This window comes from Streptomyces sp. NPDC058371 (assembly GCF_042723265.1).
In the GTDB taxonomy this organism is placed as follows: domain Bacteria; phylum Actinomycetota; class Actinomycetes; order Streptomycetales; family Streptomycetaceae; genus Streptomyces.
On sequence record NZ_JBHXJC010000005.1, the window covers coordinates 142,299 to 162,394 of the forward strand.

The window sequence follows — 20,096 nt, forward strand, 5'->3', positions numbered from 1 at the left end:
CTCGTATCGGCCACTGGTTCCGGCCATGGTCCAGCCGTCGTCCCAGGTCGTGTATCAGTCACTGATACAGCCGTCCGACGCTCGATGGCGGTCTGAGAGAATTGGCCATGTGATCTCCCGAATCGACCTGCGCGGCGACGCCCTCCCCGAGGGCACCGCCCTGCGCGACCTGCTGCCCCGAGCCGACTTCGACGTCTCGGCCGCCCTGGAGAAGGTGCGCCCGATCTGCGAGGCCGTGCATCATCGGGGCGACGCGGCGCTGATCGACTACGCGGAGAAGTTCGACGGCGTCCGGCTCGACACCGTACGGGTCCCGGCCCAGGCGCTCACCGGCGCCCTGGAGCGGCTCGACCCGGCTGTGCGCGCGGCCCTGGAGGAGTCCGTCCGCCGCGCCCGTCTGGTCCACCGCGAGCAGCGCCGCAGCACGCACACCACGCAGGTGGTGCCGGGCGGCTCGGTGACCGAGAAGTGGGTTCCGGTCGAGCGCGTCGGGCTGTACGCGCCCGGTGGCCGCTCCGTCTACCCGTCCTCCGTGATCATGAACGTGGTCCCCGCCCAGGAGGCCGGGGTCGGGTCCATCGCCCTCGCCTCCCCACCGCAGAAGGAGTTCGACGGCCTTCCGCACCCGACGATCCTCGCCGCCTGCGCGCTCCTCGGCATCGACGAGGTGTACGCGGTCGGCGGTGCCCAGGCCGTCGCGATGTTCGCGCACGGCACCGAGTCCTGCGCTCCCGCCAACATGGTCACCGGCCCGGGCAACATCTGGGTCGCCGCCGCCAAGCGGTACTTCACCGGAAAGATCGGCATCGACACCGAGGCCGGTCCCACCGAGATCGCGGTCCTCGCCGACGAGAGCGCCGACCCGGTGCACGTCGCCGCCGACCTGATCAGCCAGGCCGAGCACGACCCGCTCGCCGCCGCCGTCCTCGTCACGGACTCCGTGGCGCTGGCCGACGCGGTCGAGCGGGAGCTGGCACCCCAGGTCGCCGCCACCAAGCACGTGGACGACCGGATCGCGCCCGCGCTGAACGGCCGGCAGTCCGCGATCGTGCTGGTCGACGGCGTCGACGAGGGGCTTCGGGTGGTCGACGCGTACGGCGCCGAGCACCTGGAGATCCAGACCGCCGACGCGGCCGCCGTCGCCGACCGGGTGAAGAACGCGGGCGCGATCTTCGTCGGCCCCTGGGCCCCCGTCTCGCTGGGCGACTACTGCGCCGGCTCCAACCACGTGCTGCCCACCGGCGGCTGCGCCTGCCACTCCTCGGGGCTGAGCGTCCAGTCGTTCCTGCGCGGCATCCACATCGTGGACTACGACCGCGACGCCCTCGCCGAGGTCGCCCAGCACGTGGTGACGCTGGCGGAGGCGGAGGACCTGCCGGCGCACGGCGCGGCGATCAAGGCCCGGTTCGGGTGGAAGGTTCCGGAGAGCAAGTGACTGGCAACCCCTCTTCGTCCCCCTGGGACGAGCTCCCCGTACGGGAAGAGCTCCGTGGCAAGTCCCCCTACGGGGCGCCCCAGCTCGACGTCCCGGTGCGGCTCAACACGAACGAGAACCCGTACCCGCTGCCCGAACCGCTCGTCGAGCGGATCGCCGAGCGGGTGCGCGAGGCCGCCCGCAACCTCAACCGCTATCCCGACCGGGACGCGGTGGAGCTGCGCACCGAACTGGCCAAGTACCTGACGAAGACCGGCAAGCACCCCGTCGGCATCGAGAACGTCTGGGCGGCGAACGGCTCGAACGAGGTCATCCAGCAGCTGCTGCAGACGTTCGGCGGGCCCGGCCGTACGGCGATCGGCTTCGAGCCGTCGTACTCGATGCACTCGCTCATCGCGCGCGGCACGGGCACCGGCTGGATCTCCGGTCCCCGCAACGAGGACTTCACGATCGACCTGGCGGCGGCCGAACGGGCCATCGCCGAGCACCGGCCGAACGTCGTCTTCATCACCACGCCGAACAACCCGACGGGCAGCGCGGTCCCGCCGGAGACGGTCCTCGCGCTGTACGAGGCCGCCCAGGCCGCGAAGCCGTCCATGGTGATCGCGGACGAGGCGTACATCGAGTTCAGCCACGGCGACTCGTTGCTGCCCATGCTCGAAGGTCGGCCGAATCTCGTCGTCGCGCGCACGATGTCGAAGGCGTTCGGCGCGGCCGGACTGCGCCTCGGCTATCTCGCCGCGCACCCGGCGGTCGTCGACGCGGTCCAGCTCGTACGGCTGCCGTACCACCTGTCGGCCGTCACCCAGGCGACGGCGCTGGCCGCCCTGGAGCACACCGACACACTGCTGGGGTACGTGGAGCAACTGAAGGCCGAGCGGGACCGGCTGGTCGGCGAACTGCGCGCGATCGGTTACGACGTGACCGCATCGGATGCCAACTTCGTGCAGTTCGGGCGGTTCGCCGACGCGCACGAGGTCTGGCAGAAGATCCTCGACCGGGGCGTCCTGGTCCGGGACAACGGTGTACCGGGCTGGCTGCGGGTCTCCGCGGGCACCCCGGCGGAAAACGACGCGTTCCTGGACGCGGTCCGTGATGTGAAGAAGGAGCAGAGCGCATGAGCCGCGTCGGAAGAGTGGAGCGGGCGACCAAGGAGACGTCGGTCGTCGTCGAGATCGATCTCGACGGCACCGGCAAGGTCGATGTGTCGACAGGCGTCGGCTTCTACGACCACATGCTCGACCAGCTCGGCCGGCACGGTCTGTTCGACCTGACCGTGAAGACCGAGGGCGACCTGCACATCGACTCCCACCACACCATCGAGGACACCGCCCTCGCGCTGGGCGCCGCCTTCAAGCAGGCGCTCGGCGACAAGGTGGGGATCTACCGGTTCGGCAACTGCACCGTGCCGCTGGACGAGTCGCTGGCCCAGGTGACCGTCGACCTCTCCGGCCGCCCGTACCTGGTGCACACCGAGCCCGAGAAGATGGCGCCGATGATCGGCGAGTACGACACGACGATGACCCGCCACATCCTGGAGTCCTTCGTCGCGCAGGCCCAGATCGCGCTGCACGTGCACGTGCCCTACGGGCGCAACGCGCACCACATCGTGGAGTGCCAGTTCAAGGCGCTCGCCCGCGCGCTGCGGTACGCCTCCGAGCGCGACCCGCGCGCCGCCGGCATCCTCCCCTCCACGAAGGGCGCGCTGTGACCGGCCTGTCGAGCATCCTGATCGTCGTCGGACTCTTCCTCCTCGGCGGTGTCTACTCCTTCGTCAAGCAGAAGATGCCGGCGAGCCTCATCGTGCTGGTCTCCATCGGCGCCGCGATGTGTCTCGTGGCCGGTGTCATGCGGCTGGCGGTGTGGACGTGAGCGCCCCCAAGAAGGTCGTCGTCTTCGACTACGGCTTCGGGAACGTCCGGTCCGCCGAGCGGGCCCTGGCCCGCACCGGCGCCGAGGTCGAGATAACGCGTGACTACGACACGGCGATGAACGCGGACGGGCTCCTCGTGCCGGGCGTCGGCGCCTTCGCCGCCTGTATGCAGGGGCTGAAGCAGGCGCGCGGCGACTGGATCGTGGGCCGCCGCCTCGCCGGCGGCCGCCCGGTCATGGGCATCTGCGTCGGGATGCAGATCCTCTTCGCCCGCGGCATCGAGCACGGCGTGGAGACCGAGGGCCTCGACGAGTGGCCCGGCTCGGTCGAGCCGCTCCAGGCCGACATCGTGCCGCACATGGGCTGGAACACCGTCGAGGCCCCGGCCGGCTCCCAGCTCTTCGCCGGGCTCGACGCCGACGCGCGCTTCTACTTCGTGCACTCCTACGCCGTCCACGACTGGTCCCTGGAGGTGGCGAACCCGGCGATGCGGTCGCCCCTGGTGACCTGGTCGACGCACGGCAAGCCCTTCGTGGCCGCCGTCGAGAACGGCGCCCTGTGGGCCACGCAGTTCCACCCCGAGAAGTCCGGCGACGCCGGAGCGCAGCTGCTGAACAACTGGATCGGAACCCTCTGATGCCCTCGATGTCCTCCGCGAAGCTCGAACTCCTCCCCGCCGTCGACGTCCGCGACGGCCAGGCCGTCCGTCTGGTGCACGGCGAGTCCGGGACGGAGACCTCGTACGGCTCTCCCCTGGAGGCCGCCCTCGCCTGGCAGGGCGCGGGCGCCGAGTGGCTGCACCTGGTCGACCTGGACGCCGCTTTCGGCACCGGCGACAACCGCGCGCTGATCGCCGAGGTGACCGGCGCGATGGACATCAAGGTCGAGCTGTCCGGCGGCATCCGGGACGACGCCTCGCTCGCGGCCGCCCTCGCCACCGGGTGCACCCGGGTGAACCTGGGCACGGCCGCCCTGGAGACCCCGGAGTGGGTCGCCAAGGTCATCGCCGAGCACGGCGACAAGATCGCGGTCGGTCTCGACGTCCGCGGCACGACGCTGCGCGGCCGCGGCTGGACCCGCGACGGCGGTGACCTCTACGAGACGCTGGAACGCCTCAACTCCGAGGGCTGCGCCCGGTATGTCGTCACCGACATCGCCAAGGACGGCACGCTCCAGGGCCCGAACCTGGAGCTGCTGAAGAACGTCTGCGCGGCGACCGACCGCCCGGTGGTGGCCTCCGGAGGTGTGTCCTCCCTGGACGACCTGCGGGCGATCGCCGAGCTGGTGCCCCTCGGTGTCGAGGGCTCCATCGTCGGGAAGGCCCTGTACGCGAAGGCGTTCACCCTGGAAGAGGCCCTGGAGGCGGTGGCCAAGTGAGCGACGTACGACGAGTCACGACCGGCGCACCCTGGGAGGACACCTTCGGGTACTCCCGCGCGGTGGAACTGCCCAACGGCCTGGTGCTGGTCTCCGGCTGCACCTCGATAGTGGACGGTGAGATCGCCGGAGGCGGGCCGTACGAGCAGACGATCAACTCCTTCAACGTCGCGTTCGCGGCCCTGAAGGAACTGGGCCTCGGCCGGGAGGACGTGGTGCGTACGCGGCTGTACCTCACGCACGCCCGGGACGTGGACGACGTCGGACGCGCCCACAAGGAGCTGTTCGACTCCGTCCGGCCCGCCGCGTCCCTGGTCATCGTCTCCGGCTTCGTGGACCCCAGCCTGGTCGTCGAGGTCGAGGTGGAGGCGTACCGAGGGGCCAGGTCATGACCCTGGCGGTACGTGTCATCCCCTGCCTGGACGTGGACAACGGCCGGGTCGTGAAGGGGGTCAACTTCCAGAACCTGCGCGACGCGGGCGACCCCGTCGAGATGGCCAAGGTGTACGACGCCGAGGGCGCGGACGAGCTGACGTTCCTGGACATCACCGCGTCCTCCGGCAACCGCGAGACGACGTACGACGTGGTGCGCCGTACGGCCGAGCAGGTCTTCATCCCGCTGACGGTGGGCGGCGGTGTGCGCACGGCCGAGGACGTCGACAGGCTGCTGCGCGCCGGCGCGGACAAGGTGGGCGTGAACACGGCCGCCATCGCCAGGCCCGAGCTGATCCGCGAGATCGCGGAGCGGTTCGGCCGGCAGGTGCTGGTGCTGTCGGTGGACGCGCGCCGCACCGAGAGCGGTTCCTTCGAGGTCACCACCCACGGCGGACGCAAGGGCACCGGCATCGACGCCGTCGAGTGGGCGCACCGGGCGGCCGAGCTGGGCGCGGGCGAGATCCTGCTCAACTCGATGGACGCGGACGGGACGAAGGACGGCTACGACATCGAGATGATCCAGGCCGTCCGCAAGCACGTGACCGTGCCGCTCATCGCCAGCGGGGGAGCGGGCCGGCTCGCCGACTTCCCGCCCGCCGTCGCCGCGGGCGCCGACGCGGTGCTGGCCGCCTCCGTCTTCCACTTCGGTGATCTGCGGATCGGCCAGGTGAAGCAGACGCTGCGGGAGGCGGGGCATCCCGTGCGGTGACATCGCGTTCGGCGTGAGCCCCGGTCACTGGTGGCCGGGGCTTTTCACCGAGGAGATGCAAAAGAAAAGTTGCGCAATTTATGTTGCGCAACTTTTCTTTCCTGTCTAGGCTGAACGCATGGCCGACCCGCAGAAGCGCCGCATCACGGATCTGGGCACGCTCAAGGCCCTTGCCCATCCGCTCCGTTCGCAGCTCTACCGCGCGCTGATCATGGCGCGCACGGCGACCGCCTCACAGCTCGCCGAGCAGGCCGACGAGGCCGTCTCGCTGGTCAGCTACCACCTGCGCAAGCTCGCCGAGCATGGGCTGATCGAGGCCGCCGAGTCGCAGCGCACGGACGGGCGGGAGCGCTGGTGGCAGCCCGCTTCGGACGGCGTGGACATCCACGAGGCGGACTTCCGGGACGCGCCCGAGAAGGCGGCCGCGCACCAAGCGGCCACCCGCCTCTTCCACGAGCAGCGCACCGAGGCGTACCGCCGCTACCTCAACGAGCGGGCCACCTGGGGCAGCGAGTGGAGCAACGCGTCCACCGACTCCGAGTCGCTGATGCGGCTGACGGCCGGTGAACTGACCGAGCTCACCGACGAGCTGCTCGGCGTGCTCAAGAAGTACGAGGAGAAGGGCCGGACCGCCGAAGCGGCCGGCGACAGCCACGGGCGCGAGAACGTCGCGCTGCACGTGTTCGGCTTTCCGTTCCGCGCCTGAGAGGACGCCCCTCCGTGACCACGACCGTCATTCCCTCGGCCTCGGTAGCCGCCGACCGGCCCGCCCACCGGGACGGCAACGTACTGCGCTGGCTGGGCGCGTACACCGCCTCGATGGTGGGCGACAACGTGTACTACATCGCGCTGTCCTGGGCGGCCGTCCAGGCGGGCACGCCCTCGCAGGCCGGGCTCGTGATGGCCGTCAGCGCCGTACCGCGGGCCCTGCTGATGCTCGGCGGGGGAGTGGTGGCCGACCGCTTCGGACCGCGGAAGGTCGTCATCGGCAGCGATGCCGTGCGGTGCGCGGCCGTCCTCGCGGTGGCCGCGCTGCTGTTCGCCGCCGGCCCGGGACTGTGGCTCCTCGCCCTGCTCGCCCTGGTCTTCGGCACGGTCGACGCGGTCTTCATGCCGGCCGTGGGCGCCCTCCCGGCCCGTGTCACGAGCCGCGGCCAGCTCGCCCGGGTCCAGGGCATGCGCGGCCTCGCGATCCGCTTCGCCAACGTCGTGGGCGCCCCGCTCGGCGGCCTCGGGGTGGCGCTCGGGGGCGCGACGGCGGCATTCGGCCTGGCGGGACTCCTGATCGCGGTGTCCGTACCGCTGCTGATCTCCGTACGGATGCGGGACCTGCCGGCGGAGGACGGGTCCGGGGTCGAGGGGGCCGCGGGGCCGACGCCTCTCGCGGAGTCGCGCAGTGCCTGGCAGGACCTGCGGGACGGACTGCGGTACATCCGGGGCCACCGGGTCCTCGCCCCGCTGATCGTCGCCATCGCGCTCGGCGACCTCGGTTTCGTCGGACCGCTCAACGTGGGGCTGACCCTGCTGGCCGACGAGCGCGGCTGGGGAGCCGCCGGCATGGGCTGGGTGCTCGCCGGGTTCGGGACCGGCGCGGGGGCCGTCTCCCTGCTGCTGACCGTGCGCGGACGGCTGCCGCACGCGGGGTATGTCATGGCCGGGTCGATCCTCGCGGGCTGTGCGGCGATCGGATCGCTCGCCTACGTACCCGGTGTGGTCGCCGCCGTCGGCGTGGCGCTGCTCGTCGGGCTGCTCGCGGGGCTGAGCGGCGCCCTGTGCGGCGCCCTGCTGCAGACCGAGACGGCGCCGGCCTACCTCGGCCGGGTCAGCGCCGTCTCGGGCATCGTCAGCCTCGGCATCGCGCCGCTCAGCATGCCGGTGTCCGCGGCCGCCATCGGCCTGTGGGGCACCGGCCCCGTCTTCGTCGTCAGCGCGGTGGTCTGCGGCCTCGGCGGTGTGGTCGTCCTGTGTTCAGGACCGCTGCGACGGGCCGAGCTGCCGAAGTGAGGCGCGGCCGTCCCCGGGCGCCCGGCAGCAGCCGAGCCGCCGGAGGACCGGCGCGTCAGAGTCCGAGCTGCTTGGTCTCCTGGAGCTTCGCGATCGCGTCCTTCTCGCCGTCCAGCGCCACATCGGCCACGTTCTGGCGCCCGTACACGAACAGCAGGAGCTCCGAGGGCTCGCCGGTCACCGTGACGACCGGCGTGCCCTTGTGCGCGACCGCCGTCTGGCCGTCGGGGCGGCGCAGCACCAGGCCGGTCGGCACCCCGCGGCCCACCAGCCGGGCCGTGCGTTCGAGACGGGACCACAGCGCGTCCTGGAAGACGGCGTCGAGCGGGCGCGGCGTCCAGTCGGGCTGCGCCCGGCGCACGTCCTCCGTGTGGACGTAGAACTCGACCGTGTTCGACGCCTCGTCGATCTGCTTCAGGGAGAACGGCGAGAACCGCGGCGGCCCCGTACGGATCAGCTGGATCAGCTCCTCGTACGGTTTCTCGGCGAATTCGGCCTGAACCCGCTCCAGCCGCGGCGCGAGCTGCTTGATCAGGATCCCGCCCGCGGCGTCCGCGCGGCGCTCGCGCACCACCACGTGGGCCGCAAGATCTCGGGTGTTCCAGTCCCCGCACAAGGTGGGGGCGTCCGGTCCCTCGGCCTCCAACAGGTCGGCGAGGAGAAGTCGTTCACGCTTGGCATGGGTCGACATGACAGCCAGCCTACGACCGCCGCACCGGTCCGCCCAGTGGACACCCGGCCACCACGGCGCCCGGTCCGCCCAGTGGACCTCCGTCCGGCGTGTCCGAGCGGCGCGGCACAATGGTCGGCATGACCCGTACGCCCCCGCCCAGCAGCCTGGATCCCGAGATCGCCGCGCGCCTCAGGCGCAGTGCCGACGGGCTCGTCCCCGCCATCGCCCAGCAGTACGACACCGGTGAGGTGCTGATGCTCGGCTGGATGGACGACGAGGCGCTGCATCGCACGCTGACCACGGGCCGCTGCACGTACTGGTCGCGCAGCCGCCAGGAGTACTGGGTCAAGGGCGACACCTCCGGCCACGTCCAGCACGTGAAGTCGGTGGCCCTGGACTGCGACGCCGACACGGTCCTGGTCCAGGTCGACCAGGTCGGCGCCGCCTGCCACACCGGCGCCCGCACCTGCTTCGACGCCGACGTCCTGCTCAAGGACGCGGGGCCCGGAGCGGCGGGGTCGGCACGCTCCGAATCGGCGGGGACGGCACCGCCCGAATCGGCAGGGGAAGCCGTGTCCGACGTACCTCCCGCCGCTCAGTAAGGTCAGCCGCCATGGACCTAGAGACGTTCCGCAAGCTGGCCACCGACCGCCGTGTGATCCCCGTCAGCCGCAAGCTCCTCGCGGACGGCGACACGCCGGTCGCGCTCTACCGCAAGCTGGCCGCCGAGCGCCCCGGCACCTTCCTCCTGGAATCCGCCGAGAACGGCCGCGCGGCGTTCACCTGGTCTCGCTACTCCTTCGTCGGCGTCCGCAGCCACGCCACCCTGACCGAGCGCGACGGGAAGACCCACTGGCTGGGTACGCCGCCGGTGGGCGTCCCCGTCGAGGGCGACCCGCTGGCCGCCCTGCGCGCCACGATCGAGACCCTGCACACGCCCCACGGCGAGGACCAGCCGCCCTTCACCGGCGGCATGGTCGGCTATCTCGGCTACGACGTCGTGCGCCGCCTGGAGAAGATCGGCCCCGGTGAGCGGGACGACCTGAAGCTGCCCGAGCTGACCATGCTGCTCACCAGCGACCTCGCCGTCCTCGACCACTGGAACGGGACGGTCGAGCTGATCGCCAACGCGATCAACCACAACGACCTGGACACCGGCGTCGACGAGGCGTACGCGGACGCCGTGGCGCGCCTCGACGCCATGGAGGCGGACCTCTCGCGCGCCGTCTCGCAGCCCCCGGCCGCCCTCCCGCCGTCCGAGCTCCCCGAGTACACCGCGCTGTGGGGCGGCCCGGACTACCAGGTCGCGGTCGAGGACATCAAGGAGCGCATCCGGGCCGGCGAGGCCTTCCAGGTCGTCCCCTCCCAGCGCTTCGAAACGCCGTGCACGGCAAGCGCGTTGGACGTCTACCGGGTCCTGCGGGCGACCAACCCGTCGCCGTACATGTACCTCTTCCGCTTCGACGGCTTCGACGTCGTGGGCTCGTCCCCGGAGGCTCTGGTCAAGGTCGACGACGGGCAGGCGATGGTGCACCCCATCGCGGGCACCCGGCCGCGCGGCGCCACACCGCAGGAGGACCAGACCCTGGCCGAGGAGCTGCTCGCCGACCCCAAGGAGCGCGCCGAGCACCTGATGCTCGTCGACCTGGGACGGAACGATCTGGGGCGGGTCTGCGAGCCCGGCTCGGTCGAGGTCGTCGACTTCATGTCCGTCGAGCGGTACTCACACGTCATGCACATCGTCTCGACCGTGACCGGCCGGGTCGCGCGGGGGCGTACGGCCTTCGACGTACTGACCGCGTGCTTCCCCGCCGGCACCCTCTCCGGAGCGCCCAAGCCGCGCGCGATGCAGATCATCGATGAACTCGAACCCTCCCGGCGCGGGCTGTACGGCGGATGTGTCGGTTATCTCGACTTCGCCGGAGACTCCGACACCGCCATCGCCATCCGGACCGCCCTGCTGCGGGACGGCACGGCGTATGTGCAGGCCGGCGCGGGTGTCGTCGCCGACTCGGACCCGGTCGCGGAGGACACCGAGTGCCGCAACAAGGCCGCGGCGGTGCTCCGCGCGGTGCACACGGCGAACCGGCTCGGGCAATAGGACGAGTCTCACGTGAACCCCGGGTGACGCTTCGCCCCGGGTTCAGGCGATAGTGGGGTACGTGACTGCTGTACCGCACCCCCGATCCGAAGCCGCCGGACCCGCCCGGTCCGGCCGCCGCAGCCTCGGCGTGGCCCTGTTCTGCGGCGCGCTCGGCGCGGCCGTGGCGCTGCTCTCCACCCGGCAGAGCTGGTCGGAGGGCACGGCGTCGGTGGCCGGCGGCGCCTTCCCGCTGACCGCCAGGGGCAGCGACGTCACGGGCGTGCCCGCGGCCCTCGCCATAGTGGGCCTCGCCGCACTCGTCGCCGTCTTCGCCGTCCGCCGCTCCGGGCGCCTCCTGGTCTCCGCGCTGCTCGCGCTCTCCGGCGCCGGCACCGTCGCCGCCGCCCTGATCGGCCTGAACGACAGCTCCGCGCTCGACGAGAAGGCCGCACAGGCGTCCGGCGACACCTCCGCGACCGTGGACGCGCTCAGCCACACCGCCTGGCCGTACGTCGCGGCCGTCGGCGGCGGGCTCATCCTCCTCGCGGGACTGCTCGCGCTGCGCTACGGGCGGCTGTGGCCCGCGATGTCAGGCCGCTACGAGCGGGACGGCACCCCGCGGCCCCGCAAGGCCAAGCCCGTCGACCCCGACCGGCCCGAGGACCTGTGGAAGGCCCTGGACCGTGGTGAGGACCCGACCGGGACCTGAGACGCCGGCCGGCTCTCCGGGACCTTCGCCCCGGGCCCTCGGTCACGACCTCGCCCGCTCGACTCGCGAGGGGCGACCCCCCGCTCACGGCATACGCGCGAGTACGGGACAATGGGCGGTGAGCGTCCGACTCACACACGCACACAGCAACGAGGAGCAAGTCATGGCGGGCAGCAGCCACGGTCACACCCCGGCCGCCTGGACCGGTGTCATCATCGCCTTCATCGGTTTCTGCGTTTCCGGTGCCTTCATGGTGTTGGCCGACCCGCTGGGCTTCTGGGCCGGCCTGGTCATCGTCGTCCTCGGCGGTGTCGTCGGCGGCATCATGCGGCTGATGGGTCTCGGCCAGCCGAGGGCCGACCACGGTCCGGCGACCGTGCCGCAGCCGGAGCCGGCCCGCCAGGCCGTCGGCGCGGAGAGCTGACCGCTCCCACCACTCCGTCAGAGGCGGCCCGGCGCGCCCGGGCCGCCTCTGACGCGCCCGGCCGCCCGCTGGTACCCGCGACGGGCGACCCGTCCGGGGGCGGGGCAGAATGCGTCGGGTGAACGCCGAAACCCACCGGGTGACTCCACCGGCCGCGGCCACCGGGCCCACCGGCCTGGTGCGCAGGCTGGCCGTCCCCGCCGGTCTGCTCGCCGCCGTCGCGGCCGCCTTCGCCTACGTCGGCGCGGTCGACCCGAACGAGCCGGGGCACTACCCGGTCTGCCCGCTGCTGCGCTACACCGGGCTGTACTGCCCCGGCTGCGGCGGACTGCGCGGCGCGCACGCCTTCGTGCACGGGGACTTCGCGGCGGCGTTCACGGACAACGCGCTCGCCTTCGCGGGGTATCTGGGGTTCGCGGCGGTGTGGACCGTCTGGGTGGTCCGGACCGTGCGCGGCCGGCCGGTGCGGCTCGATCCCGGTCCCGTGCAGTTGTGGGGCGTGGGCGTGTTGCTGCTGGTCTTCACGGTTGTCCGGAACCTGCCGTCGGGTGGCTGGCTGCATCCTTGATCAAATGACAAATGTCCAGGTAGTGGGACCGCCGTCAACCGGATGTCAGGCCTACGCCTTCCTCCGGATACCATCACAGTGACCCTTCTGAACCGCCCCGGGCGGTGACGGAGGTCAGACGCTCAACCGCTCCAACCGTCCACCGCAGGGAAGGGGGCCGCTCGCGTGAGTGTGCTCGACGAGATCATCGACGGAGTCCGTGCCGACCTCGCGGAACGGCAGGCGCGCGTCAGCCTCGACGAGCTCAAGGAGCGCGTGGCGAAGGCTCCGGCGGCCAAGGACGGCGTGGCGGCCCTGCGGGGTGACGGCGTCAAGGTCATCTGCGAGGTCAAGCGCTCCAGCCCGTCCAAGGGCGCGCTGGCCGCGATCGCCGACCCGGCCGCGCTGGCCGCGGACTACGAGGCGGGCGGTGCGGCCGTCATCTCTGTGCTGACCGAGCAGCGGCGCTTCGGCGGCTCGCTGGCCGACCTGGAGGCCGTCCGCGCCAAGGTCGACATCCCGGTCCTCCGCAAGGACTTCATCGTCACCTCGTACCAGCTGTGGGAGGCCCGTGCGTACGGTGCCGACCTCGCCCTGCTGATCGTGGCCGCCCTCGACCAGGCCGCCCTGGAGTCCCTCATCGAGCGTGCCGAGTCCATCGGGCTCACCCCGCTCGTCGAGGTGCACGACGAGGACGAGGCCGAGCGGGCGGTGGACGCCGGCGCGAAGGTGATCGGTATCAACGCGCGCAATCTCAAGGACCTCAAGGTGGACCGCTCCACCTTCGAGCGCGTCGCCCCCGAGATCCCGGCCGGCCTCGTCAAGATCGCCGAGTCCGGCGTCCGCGGACCGCACGACCTCATCGCGTACGCCAACGCCGGCGCCGACGCGGTCCTGGTGGGCGAGTCGCTCGTCACCGGCCGCGACCCGAAGTCCGCGGTCTCCGACCTCGTCGCGGCCGGGGCCCACCCCGCGCTGCGCCACGGACGGGGCTGACACCACCATGGCCGACCTGACCGCACGCCGACACCGGGAGAGCCCGCGCTCGCCCGGCGCCGGTGCGCGCGCGGAGTCGGCCGAGCCGCTGCTGCTCCCGGGACACCCGGCCCCGTACGCCGGCCGCCCGTGTGTGCGGTCGGCAGCGCCCCTGGCGGCCGCCTCGGCCGCGCGGAACCCCTACGCCCGCCTCGCCCGCGGCTGCCGTCCGCGCGGCTGCCGGGCGCCCGCACGACGGGTGCACGGGCGCCGGGTCCGCTATGTCATCGGCGATGAGCCGGGACAGGTCAACGGAATGCGATGGCGTGCCCGCGTGCGCACGCTCGTGCCGTCCGTGGCCGGTCGCCCCTTGCGGGTGCGCTGAGCCGAGCCCGACTCCGCCGGTCCTCTTCCGTGCCGGAGGTTCTCGCCGTCGTGCGGGAAGGGCCCGGTCTCTGCGGGTGCCGGACGAAGGCCATGCTGCGTGCGTACGTCGCCGACGTGACCACTGTCCGACCCGTGACCGGGGCTGACGCCCCAGCGAGGTAACCGCATGCCCAGCGAGTTCTTCATTCCCGACCCCGACGGTCAAGTCCCCAGCGCCGAGGGCTACTTCGGCGCCTTCGGCGGCAAGTTCATCCCGGAGGCGCTGGTCGCCGCCGTGGACGAGGTCGCCGTCGAGTACGACAAGGCCAAGTCCGACCCCGAGTTCGCCCGCGAGCTCGACGACCTGCTCGTCCACTACACCGGGCGGCCGAGCGCTCTCACCGAGGTCCCCCGGTTCGCCGAACACGCCGGTGGCGCCCGGGTGTTCCTCAAGCGCGAGGACCTCAACCACACCGGATCCCACAAGATCAACAACGTCCTCGGGCAGGCGCTGCTCACCAGGAGGATGGGCAAGACCCGCGTCATCGCGGAGACCGGCGCCGGCCAGCACGGTGTCGCGACCGCCACCGCCTGCGCCCTGTTCGGCCTCGAATGCACCATCTACATGGGCGAGATCGACACCCAGCGCCAGGCCCTCAACGTCGCCCGGATGCGCATGCTCGGCGCCGAGGTCATCGCCGTGAAGTCCGGCAGCCGCACGCTCAAGGACGCGATCAACGAGGCCTTCCGCGACTGGGTCGCCAACGTCGACCGCACCCACTACCTCTTCGGGACCGTGGCCGGACCGCACCCCTTCCCGGCCATGGTGCGCGACTTCCACCGGGTCATCGGCGTCGAGGCCCGACGGCAGATCCTGGAGCGTGCGGGGCGGCTGCCCGACGCGGCCGTGGCCTGCGTCGGCGGCGGCTCCAACGCCATCGGCCTCTTCCACGCCTTCATCCCGGACGCGGACGTACGCCTCATCGGCTGCGAGCCCGCCGGACACGGCATCGAGACCGGCGAGCACGCGGCCACCCTGACGGCGGGCGAGCCGGGCATCCTGCACGGCTCGCGGTCGTACGTCCTCCAGGACGAGGAGGGCCAGATCACCGAGCCCTACTCGATCTCGGCGGGCCTCGACTACCCGGGCATCGGGCCGGAGCACTCGTACCTCAAGGACAGCGGCCGCGGCGAGTACCGCGCGGTCACCGACGACGCGGCCATGCAGGCCCTGCGCCTGCTCTCCCGCACCGAGGGCATCATCCCGGCGATCGAGAGCGCACACGCGCTCGCCGGGGCCCTGGAGGTCGGGCGGGAGCTGGGCAAGGACGGGCTGATCCTGATCAACCTGTCCGGGCGCGGCGACAAGGACATGGACACGGCCGCCCGCTACTTCGGGCTGTACGACACCGACACCGACGCCGTCGTCGAGGCGGACGAGGCCGGCGACGGCGCCGAGATCGAGGGGGACGCCAAGTGAGCGGCAACATCCAGCTGTTGAGTGACACCCTCGCCGGCGCCAGGGCCGAGGGGCGGTCCGCCCTCATCGCGTACCTCCCGGCCGGGTTCCCGACCGTGGACGGCGGGATCGAGGCCATCAAGGCCGTCTTCGACGGCGGGGCGGACGTCGTCGAGGTGGGGCTGCCGCACAGCGACCCCGTCCTCGACGGGCCCGTCATCCAGACCGCCGACGACATCGCGCTGCGCGGCGGCGTCAAGATCGCGGACGTGATGCGCACGGTGCGCGAGGCCTTCGCGGCCACCGGCAAGCCGGTGCTCGTCATGACGTACTGGAACCCCATCGACCGCTACGGCGTCGAGCGCTTCACCGCCGAGCTCGCGGAGGCGGGCGGCGCCGGGTGCATCCTGCCCGACCTGCCGGTGCAGGAGTCGGCCCTGTGGAGGGAGCACGCCGAGAAGCACGGTCTCGCGACCGTCTTCGTGGTGGCCCCCAGCAGCAAGGACGCCCGGCTCGCCGAGATCACCGCGGCGGGCTCCGGCTTCGTCTACGCGGCCTCGCTGATGGGTGTCACCGGCACCCGGGCGTCGGTGGGCGCGCAGGCGCAGGACCTGGTGCAGCGCACCAAGGCCACCACCGATCTGCCCGTCTGCGTCGGCCTCGGTGTCTCCGACGCCGGACAGGCCGCCGAGGTGGCCGGCTTCGCCGACGGCGTGATCGTCGGCTCGGCCTTCGTGAAGCGGATGCTGGACGCGCCGGACGAGGCGGCCGGTCTGGACGCCGTACGCGTCCTCGCGGGCGAGCTGGCGCGAGGTGTGCGCGGCACGGCCTAGGGTCTGTCCGTTCACGTACCTGTACGTAACGGACAATCCGCTCACTCGAACGGGTGGACCTGGGACCGGGGAGGCGCGCTGCGCCTCCCCGGTTCGTTCTGCCGGATGTGAGCGAGAAGAACCGTGACGGTAAGCGCACCGCCCGCGAGCGACTGGCGGTCGAGCGAGAGAAGCAGAAGGCCACGGAGAAGCGCCGAAGGACGTTCATCGTGGGCGCTTCGGTGGTCTGCGTCCTGGCGCTGGCCGCGGTGGTGGGCGTGCTGGCCGCCAACTCCGGCCAGGACAAGAAGAGCGACACGGCGGGCCCCGTCGTCTCGCCCTCGGGGGCGCAGGGCAAGGACAGTCTCGCGATCCCCGTCGGCAAGGCCGGCGCCAAGTCGGCCCTCACGGTGTGGGAGGACTTCCGGTGTCCGGCCTGCCAGTCCTTCGAGGTGACGTACCGCCCGACGATCCATGAGCTGGTGGACGCCGGCCAGCTGAAGGTCGACTACCACCTCGTCACCCTCATCGACGGGAACATGGGCGGCAGCGGCTCCCGGCACGCGGCGAACGCGGCGGCCTGCGCCCAGGACGCGGGCAAGTTCAGCGCGTACCACGACGTCCTCTACGACAACCAGCCCAAGGAGACCGACGACGCCTTCGCCGGCAACGCCCGGCTCATCGAGCTGGCGGGCAAGGTCGACGGGCTGGACACCCCCGCGTTCCAGAAGTGCGTCAACGACGGCACGCACGACAGCTGGGTCGTGAAGTCGAACAGCGCCTTCGGGGCCGGCGGGTTCACCGGCACCCCGACCGTGCTGCTCGGCGGCAAGAACATCTACGCGGACCAGTCGATGACCCCGGCGAAGCTGAAGCAGCTGGTGCAGGCCGAGAACAAGAGCTGAGCGCCCCGTCCGCCCGTGTGCCCCCGGTCCTCCACAGGCCGGGGGCACCGCCTGTTATGGACCCGTAGCCGGGCTGCCTGCCGTCGGTCCCACTCGGCACGGTAGCGTCGACCCTGCCATGGAACTTGCCTACATCCCCAGCCCGGCGAGCGGTGTGCGCCACCTCGGCTTCATTCCGCTGCGCGGCTACGCGTTCTGCATCATCATCGGCGTCTTCGTGGCCGTCTGGCTCGGCAACAAGCGCTGGATCGCCCGCGGCGGGCGAGCCGGCACGGTGGCCGACATCGCGGTCTGGGCCGTCCCCTTCGGCCTCGTCGGCGGACGGCTCTACCACGTGATCACGGACTACGAGCTGTACTTCAGCGAGGGCCGCGACTGGGTGGACGCCTTCAAGATCTGGGAGGGCGGACTCGGTATCTGGGGCGCGATCGCGCTCGGTGCCGTGGGTGCGTGGATCGGCTGTCGCCGCCGGGGCATCCCGCTCCCCGCCTGGGCAGACGCCCTCGCGCCGGGCATCGCCTTCGCACAGGCCATCGGGCGCTGGGGCAACTGGTTCAACCAGGAGCTCTACGGCAAGGCGACGGACCTTCCCTGGGCGCTGCACATCACGTCCTCCGCGGACGGCCGCGTGCCGGGCTACTACCACCCGACGTTCTTGTACGAGTCCCTGTGGTGCATCGGCGTCGGCTTCCTCGTCATCTGGGCCGACCGCCGCTTCAAGCTCGGGCACGGGCGGGCGTTCGCGCTGTACGTCGCCGCGTACTGCGTGGGCCGCGGCTGGATCGAGTACATGCGCGTCGACGACGCACACCACATCCTGGGCCTGCGTCTCAACGACTGGACGGCGATGGGGGTCTTCGTCCTCGCCGTCGTCTACTTCGTCCTCTCCGCGCGGCTGCGGCCGGGGCGTGAGGAGGTCGTGGAGCCGGGCGCGCCCGGCGAGGGCGACGACCCGGCCGACGGTGCCGCCGTCGACCTCGACAAGAAGACCGACGCCGACGCCGACGCCGACGCCGACGCCGACTCCTCGGACTCCGCCGAGGCCAAGGACTCCGGGAAGCCCGAAGGATCCGACAAGGCCGAGAAGGCTGAGGCATCTTCGGAGCCGTCAGAGTCTTCGGAGGCCCCCGAGTCTGCACAGTCCCCCGAGTCTGCGGTGGACGAGGCCGAGTCGGCCAAGAAGGGCTGAGAGCTCTCGATACGTGGGAAGGGGCGCCGCATCCCGGATGCGGCGCCCCTTCCGTCTCTCATCTGCGGCGTCGGGCCAGCGCCAGCGTGCGGTGGGCGGCCGCCACCACCGCGGCGTCGACGAAGCGGCCGTCGGGCAGCGCCTGGGCACCCGGGTCCGCGGCGGCGGCCTTGAGGACGGCCTCGGCGGACTCGATCTCCTCCGGGCCGGGCAGATAGGCCCGCTCGATCACCGGGAGCTGCCGGGGATGGAGGGCCGTACGGCCCAGGAAGCCCAGCGCCCGGCCGCGGGCGCAGGACGCGGCCAGACCGTCGAGGTCGAGGAGGTCGGGGTAGATGGACTGGGCCGGCGGGGCCAGGCCCGCGGCACGGGCGGCCACGACCACGCGGGCGCGGGCCCAGTCGAGCCCCGCGTCCTCCCGTACGCCCAGATCCGCCCGGAGGTCGGCCTCGCCCAGCGCGATGCCGCGCAGCGCCCGGTGCGAGGACGCGACGGCGAAGGCCTGCTCCACGCCGAGGGCGGTCTCCAGCAGGGCGTAGAGCGGGATGGCGCCGCCGTCCGCGGGAGCGGCGCGTTCCGCGACCCGTACGACGTCGGACGGGGACGTCACCTTGGGCAGCCGGAGACCGGAGACGCCGGGGAGGGCGGAGAGCGCCCTGAGGTCGGCCTCGGCCAGGGGGCCGTCCAACGCGTTCACGCGGACGTGGACCGGGACCGGCGGCGTCTCGCCGAGCAGTTCCGCGGTGGCCGCGCGGGCGTACTCCTTGCGGTCCGGGGCGACCGCGTCCTCCAGGTCGACGACGACGACGTCCGCGCCGCACGCGAAGGCCTTCACCACCACCTCGGGCCGGTCACCGGGGACGTACAGCCAGGTGAGGGGGTGGGCGTCCGCGCTCACAGGGCTCCCTCCGTGCGCAGGGCCCCGATCTCGGCCTCGGTCAGGCCGAGTTCGGTCAGGACGGCCTCCGTGTCCGCGCCGTGCGGGCGGCCCGCCCAGCGGATGGCGCCGGGGGTGGAGGAGAGGCGGAAGAGGACGTTCTGCATGCGCAGGGGGCCCAGTTCGGGGTCGTCGACCGTGGTGATGGTGTTCAGGGCCGCGTACTGGGGGTCGGTCATCACGTCCCGTACGTCCTGGATGGGGGCCACCGCCGCCTCGGCCTTGTCGAAGGCCTCCAGGACGTCGTCGCGGGTGTGCCGGGCGATCCACGTGCCGACCGCCTCGTCCAGGACGTCGGCGTGCCGGGCACGGTCCGCGCCCGTCGCGAACCACGGCTCGTCGATCAGCTCGGGCCGTCCGACCAGCCGCATCAGCCGTTCCGCGATCGACTGCGCCGAGGTGGATACGGCGACCCACTCCCCGTCCGCCGTGCGGTAGGTGTTGCGGGGCGCGTTGTTGGCGGAGCGGTTGCCAGTGCGGGGCTGGACGTGGCCCAGCTGGTCGTACCAGAGGGGCTGCGGGCCGACGACCGTGAGGATGGGCTCGATGATCGCCATGTCGACGACCTGGCCCTCGCCGGTGCGCTCGCGGGCCGTCAGCGCGGTCATCACCGCGTACGCCGTCGCCAGGCCGGCGATCGAGTCGGCCAGGCCGAAGGGCGGCAGGGTCGGCGGGGCGTCGGGCTCCCCGGTGATCGCCGCGAAGCCGCTCATCGCCTCCGCCAGCGTGCCGAAGCCCGGGCGGTGCGCGTACGGGCCGAACTGGCCGAAGCCGGTGACGCGGGCCAGCACCAGCCCCGGGTTCGCCGCCGAGAGCTCCGCCCAGCCCAGGTCCCACTTCTCCAGCGTGCCCGGCCGGAAGTTCTCGATGATCACGTCCGCGGTGGCGGCGAGCCGCAGGAGGGTGTCCCGGCCGCCGGGCGCGGACAGGTCGAGGGTGATCGTGCGCTTGTTGCGGCCGAGGAGTTTCCACCACAGGCCCACGCCGTCCTTCGACGGGCCGTGGCCGCGGGACGCGTCCGGCTTGACGGGGTGCTCGACCTTGATCACCTCGGCGCCGAAGTCGCCGAGCATGGTGGCCGCCAGCGGTCCGGCGAAGAGGGTCGCGAGGTCGAGCACGCGCAGGCCGGTGAGCGGGCCCTGCCGCGGGGGCGCGCCCGGACCGGGCTCGGCGTGGGCGCCGCT

At 72.2% G+C, this 20,096-nt stretch carries 24 protein-coding genes; 21 read left to right on the forward strand and 3 right to left on the reverse strand.

Annotation, left to right across the window (positions count from 1 at the left end; all coding sequences use genetic code 11):
- The first annotated feature begins 109 nt into the window (after nucleotides 1-109).
- From hisD to ACFWM2_RS17960, 10 genes are all read left to right on the forward strand, one after another.
- The gene (gene hisD, locus ACFWM2_RS17915) at nucleotides 110-1,435 is read left to right on the forward strand and encodes a histidinol dehydrogenase (protein WP_383280143.1); all 1,326 of its coding nucleotides are present in this window, start codon (nucleotides 110-112) and stop codon (nucleotides 1,433-1,435) included.
- A complete protein-coding gene (locus ACFWM2_RS17920) occupies nucleotides 1,432-2,556 on the forward strand; it encodes a histidinol-phosphate transaminase (RefSeq protein ID WP_383280146.1) in 1,125 nt (374 codons plus the stop codon). Before hisD ends, ACFWM2_RS17920 begins: the two co-directional genes overlap by 4 nt.
- Nucleotides 2,553-3,146 (forward strand): imidazoleglycerol-phosphate dehydratase HisB, encoded by a 594-nt coding sequence (gene hisB / locus ACFWM2_RS17925; protein ID WP_383280148.1) that lies wholly within the window; start codon nucleotides 2,553-2,555, stop codon nucleotides 3,144-3,146. The genes ACFWM2_RS17920 and hisB overlap by 4 nt, the downstream gene beginning before the upstream one ends.
- A complete protein-coding gene (locus ACFWM2_RS17930) occupies nucleotides 3,143-3,307 on the forward strand; it encodes a hypothetical protein (RefSeq protein WP_383280151.1) in 165 nt (54 codons plus the stop codon). The genes hisB and ACFWM2_RS17930 overlap by 4 nt, the downstream gene beginning before the upstream one ends.
- On the forward strand, nucleotides 3,304-3,945 hold the full coding sequence (hisH, locus tag ACFWM2_RS17935; RefSeq protein ID WP_383280154.1) for an imidazole glycerol phosphate synthase subunit HisH: 642 nt from the start codon (nucleotides 3,304-3,306) through the stop codon (nucleotides 3,943-3,945). The genes ACFWM2_RS17930 and hisH overlap by 4 nt, the downstream gene beginning before the upstream one ends.
- Nucleotides 3,946-3,953: 8 nt before the next feature.
- Nucleotides 3,954-4,685, forward strand: a complete 732-nt coding sequence (gene priA / locus ACFWM2_RS17940) for a bifunctional 1-(5-phosphoribosyl)-5-((5-phosphoribosylamino)methylideneamino)imidazole-4-carboxamide isomerase/phosphoribosylanthranilate isomerase PriA (protein WP_383280157.1) — start codon at nucleotides 3,954-3,956, stop codon at nucleotides 4,683-4,685.
- On the forward strand, nucleotides 4,682-5,077 hold the full coding sequence (locus ACFWM2_RS17945) for a RidA family protein (RefSeq protein WP_383280160.1): 396 nt from the start codon (nucleotides 4,682-4,684) through the stop codon (nucleotides 5,075-5,077). The genes priA and ACFWM2_RS17945 overlap by 4 nt, the downstream gene beginning before the upstream one ends.
- A complete protein-coding gene (gene hisF, locus ACFWM2_RS17950) occupies nucleotides 5,074-5,829 on the forward strand; it encodes an imidazole glycerol phosphate synthase subunit HisF (RefSeq protein WP_383280163.1) in 756 nt (251 codons plus the stop codon). The genes ACFWM2_RS17945 and hisF overlap by 4 nt, the downstream gene beginning before the upstream one ends.
- A 118-nt stretch (nucleotides 5,830-5,947) precedes the next feature.
- A complete protein-coding gene (locus ACFWM2_RS17955) occupies nucleotides 5,948-6,535 on the forward strand; it encodes an ArsR/SmtB family transcription factor (protein ID WP_383280166.1) in 588 nt (195 codons plus the stop codon).
- Nucleotides 6,536-6,549: 14 nt separating this feature from the next.
- On the forward strand, nucleotides 6,550-7,833 hold the full coding sequence (locus ACFWM2_RS17960; RefSeq protein WP_383280169.1) for an MFS transporter: 1,284 nt from the start codon (nucleotides 6,550-6,552) through the stop codon (nucleotides 7,831-7,833).
- Between the two features lie 55 nt (nucleotides 7,834-7,888).
- Here ACFWM2_RS17960 and ACFWM2_RS17965 read toward each other — a convergent pair whose 3' ends face one another.
- The gene (locus tag ACFWM2_RS17965; protein WP_383280171.1) at nucleotides 7,889-8,524 is read right to left on the reverse strand and encodes a TIGR03085 family metal-binding protein; all 636 of its coding nucleotides are present in this window, start codon (nucleotides 8,522-8,524) and stop codon (nucleotides 7,889-7,891) included.
- A 119-nt stretch (nucleotides 8,525-8,643) separates the two neighbouring features.
- On the opposite strand from ACFWM2_RS17965, the gene hisI reads away from it, so the two are divergent.
- From hisI to lgt, 11 genes are all read left to right on the forward strand, one after another.
- A complete protein-coding gene (gene hisI / locus ACFWM2_RS17970) occupies nucleotides 8,644-9,108 on the forward strand; it encodes a phosphoribosyl-AMP cyclohydrolase (protein WP_383280174.1) in 465 nt (154 codons plus the stop codon).
- Nucleotides 9,109-9,119: 11 nt separating this feature from the next.
- Entirely contained in the window at nucleotides 9,120-10,607 is a 1,488-nt protein-coding gene (locus tag ACFWM2_RS17975; RefSeq protein WP_383280177.1) for an anthranilate synthase component I, read from the forward strand.
- A 52-nt stretch (nucleotides 10,608-10,659) separates the two neighbouring features.
- Nucleotides 10,660-11,298 (forward strand): TIGR02234 family membrane protein, encoded by a 639-nt coding sequence (locus tag ACFWM2_RS17980; protein WP_383280180.1) that lies wholly within the window; start codon nucleotides 10,660-10,662, stop codon nucleotides 11,296-11,298.
- 163 nt (nucleotides 11,299-11,461) lie between these two features.
- Entirely contained in the window at nucleotides 11,462-11,722 is a 261-nt protein-coding gene (locus tag ACFWM2_RS17985; protein WP_383280182.1) for an HGxxPAAW family protein, read from the forward strand.
- A gap of 109 nt (nucleotides 11,723-11,831) precedes the next feature.
- Nucleotides 11,832-12,290 (forward strand): DUF2752 domain-containing protein, encoded by a 459-nt coding sequence (locus ACFWM2_RS17990; protein WP_383280185.1) that lies wholly within the window; start codon nucleotides 11,832-11,834, stop codon nucleotides 12,288-12,290.
- Between the two features lie 165 nt (nucleotides 12,291-12,455).
- A complete protein-coding gene (trpC, locus tag ACFWM2_RS17995; RefSeq protein ID WP_383280188.1) occupies nucleotides 12,456-13,265 on the forward strand; it encodes an indole-3-glycerol phosphate synthase TrpC in 810 nt (269 codons plus the stop codon).
- 133 nt (nucleotides 13,266-13,398) lie between these two features.
- The gene (gene trpM / locus ACFWM2_RS18000; protein WP_383281068.1) at nucleotides 13,399-13,629 is read left to right on the forward strand and encodes a tryptophan biosynthesis modulator TrpM; all 231 of its coding nucleotides are present in this window, start codon (nucleotides 13,399-13,401) and stop codon (nucleotides 13,627-13,629) included.
- A gap of 168 nt (nucleotides 13,630-13,797) precedes the next feature.
- Nucleotides 13,798-15,090: a tryptophan synthase subunit beta gene (gene trpB / locus ACFWM2_RS18005; RefSeq protein ID WP_383280191.1), complete on the forward strand. Its 1,293-nt coding sequence runs from the start codon at nucleotides 13,798-13,800 to the stop codon at nucleotides 15,088-15,090.
- A complete protein-coding gene (gene trpA / locus ACFWM2_RS18010; RefSeq protein WP_383280193.1) occupies nucleotides 15,087-15,902 on the forward strand; it encodes a tryptophan synthase subunit alpha in 816 nt (271 codons plus the stop codon). Before trpB ends, trpA begins: the two co-directional genes overlap by 4 nt.
- 107 nt (nucleotides 15,903-16,009) lie before the next feature.
- A complete protein-coding gene (locus tag ACFWM2_RS18015) occupies nucleotides 16,010-16,786 on the forward strand; it encodes a DsbA family protein (protein WP_383280196.1) in 777 nt (258 codons plus the stop codon).
- Between the two features lie 118 nt (nucleotides 16,787-16,904).
- A complete protein-coding gene (lgt, locus tag ACFWM2_RS18020; RefSeq protein ID WP_383280199.1) occupies nucleotides 16,905-17,975 on the forward strand; it encodes a prolipoprotein diacylglyceryl transferase in 1,071 nt (356 codons plus the stop codon).
- Nucleotides 17,976-18,033: 58 nt separating this feature from the next.
- On the opposite strand, the gene ACFWM2_RS18025 is transcribed toward lgt, so the two are convergent.
- Both ACFWM2_RS18025 and ACFWM2_RS18030 read right to left on the reverse strand, forming a co-directional pair.
- The gene (locus tag ACFWM2_RS18025; RefSeq protein WP_383280201.1) at nucleotides 18,034-18,873 is read right to left on the reverse strand and encodes an HpcH/HpaI aldolase/citrate lyase family protein; all 840 of its coding nucleotides are present in this window, start codon (nucleotides 18,871-18,873) and stop codon (nucleotides 18,034-18,036) included.
- The gene (locus ACFWM2_RS18030; RefSeq protein ID WP_383281071.1) at nucleotides 18,870-20,036 is read right to left on the reverse strand and encodes a CaiB/BaiF CoA transferase family protein; all 1,167 of its coding nucleotides are present in this window, start codon (nucleotides 20,034-20,036) and stop codon (nucleotides 18,870-18,872) included. The genes ACFWM2_RS18025 and ACFWM2_RS18030 overlap by 4 nt, the downstream gene beginning before the upstream one ends.
- Between the last annotated feature and the right edge of the window lie 60 nt (nucleotides 20,037-20,096).

Coding starts and splice junctions, on each gene's coding strand:
- ACFWM2_RS17965 (WP_383280171.1), bottom strand. CDS start 8,524: ATGTCGACCCATGCCAAGCGTGAACGACTTCTCCTCGCCGACCTGTTG.
- trpB (WP_383280191.1), top strand. CDS start 13,798: ATGCCCAGCGAGTTCTTCATTCCCGACCCCGACGGTCAAGTCCCCAGC.
- lgt (WP_383280199.1), top strand. CDS start 16,905: ATGGAACTTGCCTACATCCCCAGCCCGGCGAGCGGTGTGCGCCACCTC.
- hisI (WP_383280174.1), top strand. CDS start 8,644: ATGACCCGTACGCCCCCGCCCAGCAGCCTGGATCCCGAGATCGCCGCG.
- hisB (WP_383280148.1), top strand. CDS start 2,553: ATGAGCCGCGTCGGAAGAGTGGAGCGGGCGACCAAGGAGACGTCGGTC.
- ACFWM2_RS17975 (WP_383280177.1), top strand. CDS start 9,120: ATGGACCTAGAGACGTTCCGCAAGCTGGCCACCGACCGCCGTGTGATC.
- priA (WP_383280157.1), top strand. CDS start 3,954: ATGTCCTCCGCGAAGCTCGAACTCCTCCCCGCCGTCGACGTCCGCGAC.
- ACFWM2_RS17985 (WP_383280182.1), top strand. CDS start 11,462: ATGGCGGGCAGCAGCCACGGTCACACCCCGGCCGCCTGGACCGGTGTC.
- hisF (WP_383280163.1), top strand. CDS start 5,074: ATGACCCTGGCGGTACGTGTCATCCCCTGCCTGGACGTGGACAACGGC.
- ACFWM2_RS17990 (WP_383280185.1), top strand. CDS start 11,832: ATGCGTCGGGTGAACGCCGAAACCCACCGGGTGACTCCACCGGCCGCG.
- ACFWM2_RS17955 (WP_383280166.1), top strand. CDS start 5,948: ATGGCCGACCCGCAGAAGCGCCGCATCACGGATCTGGGCACGCTCAAG.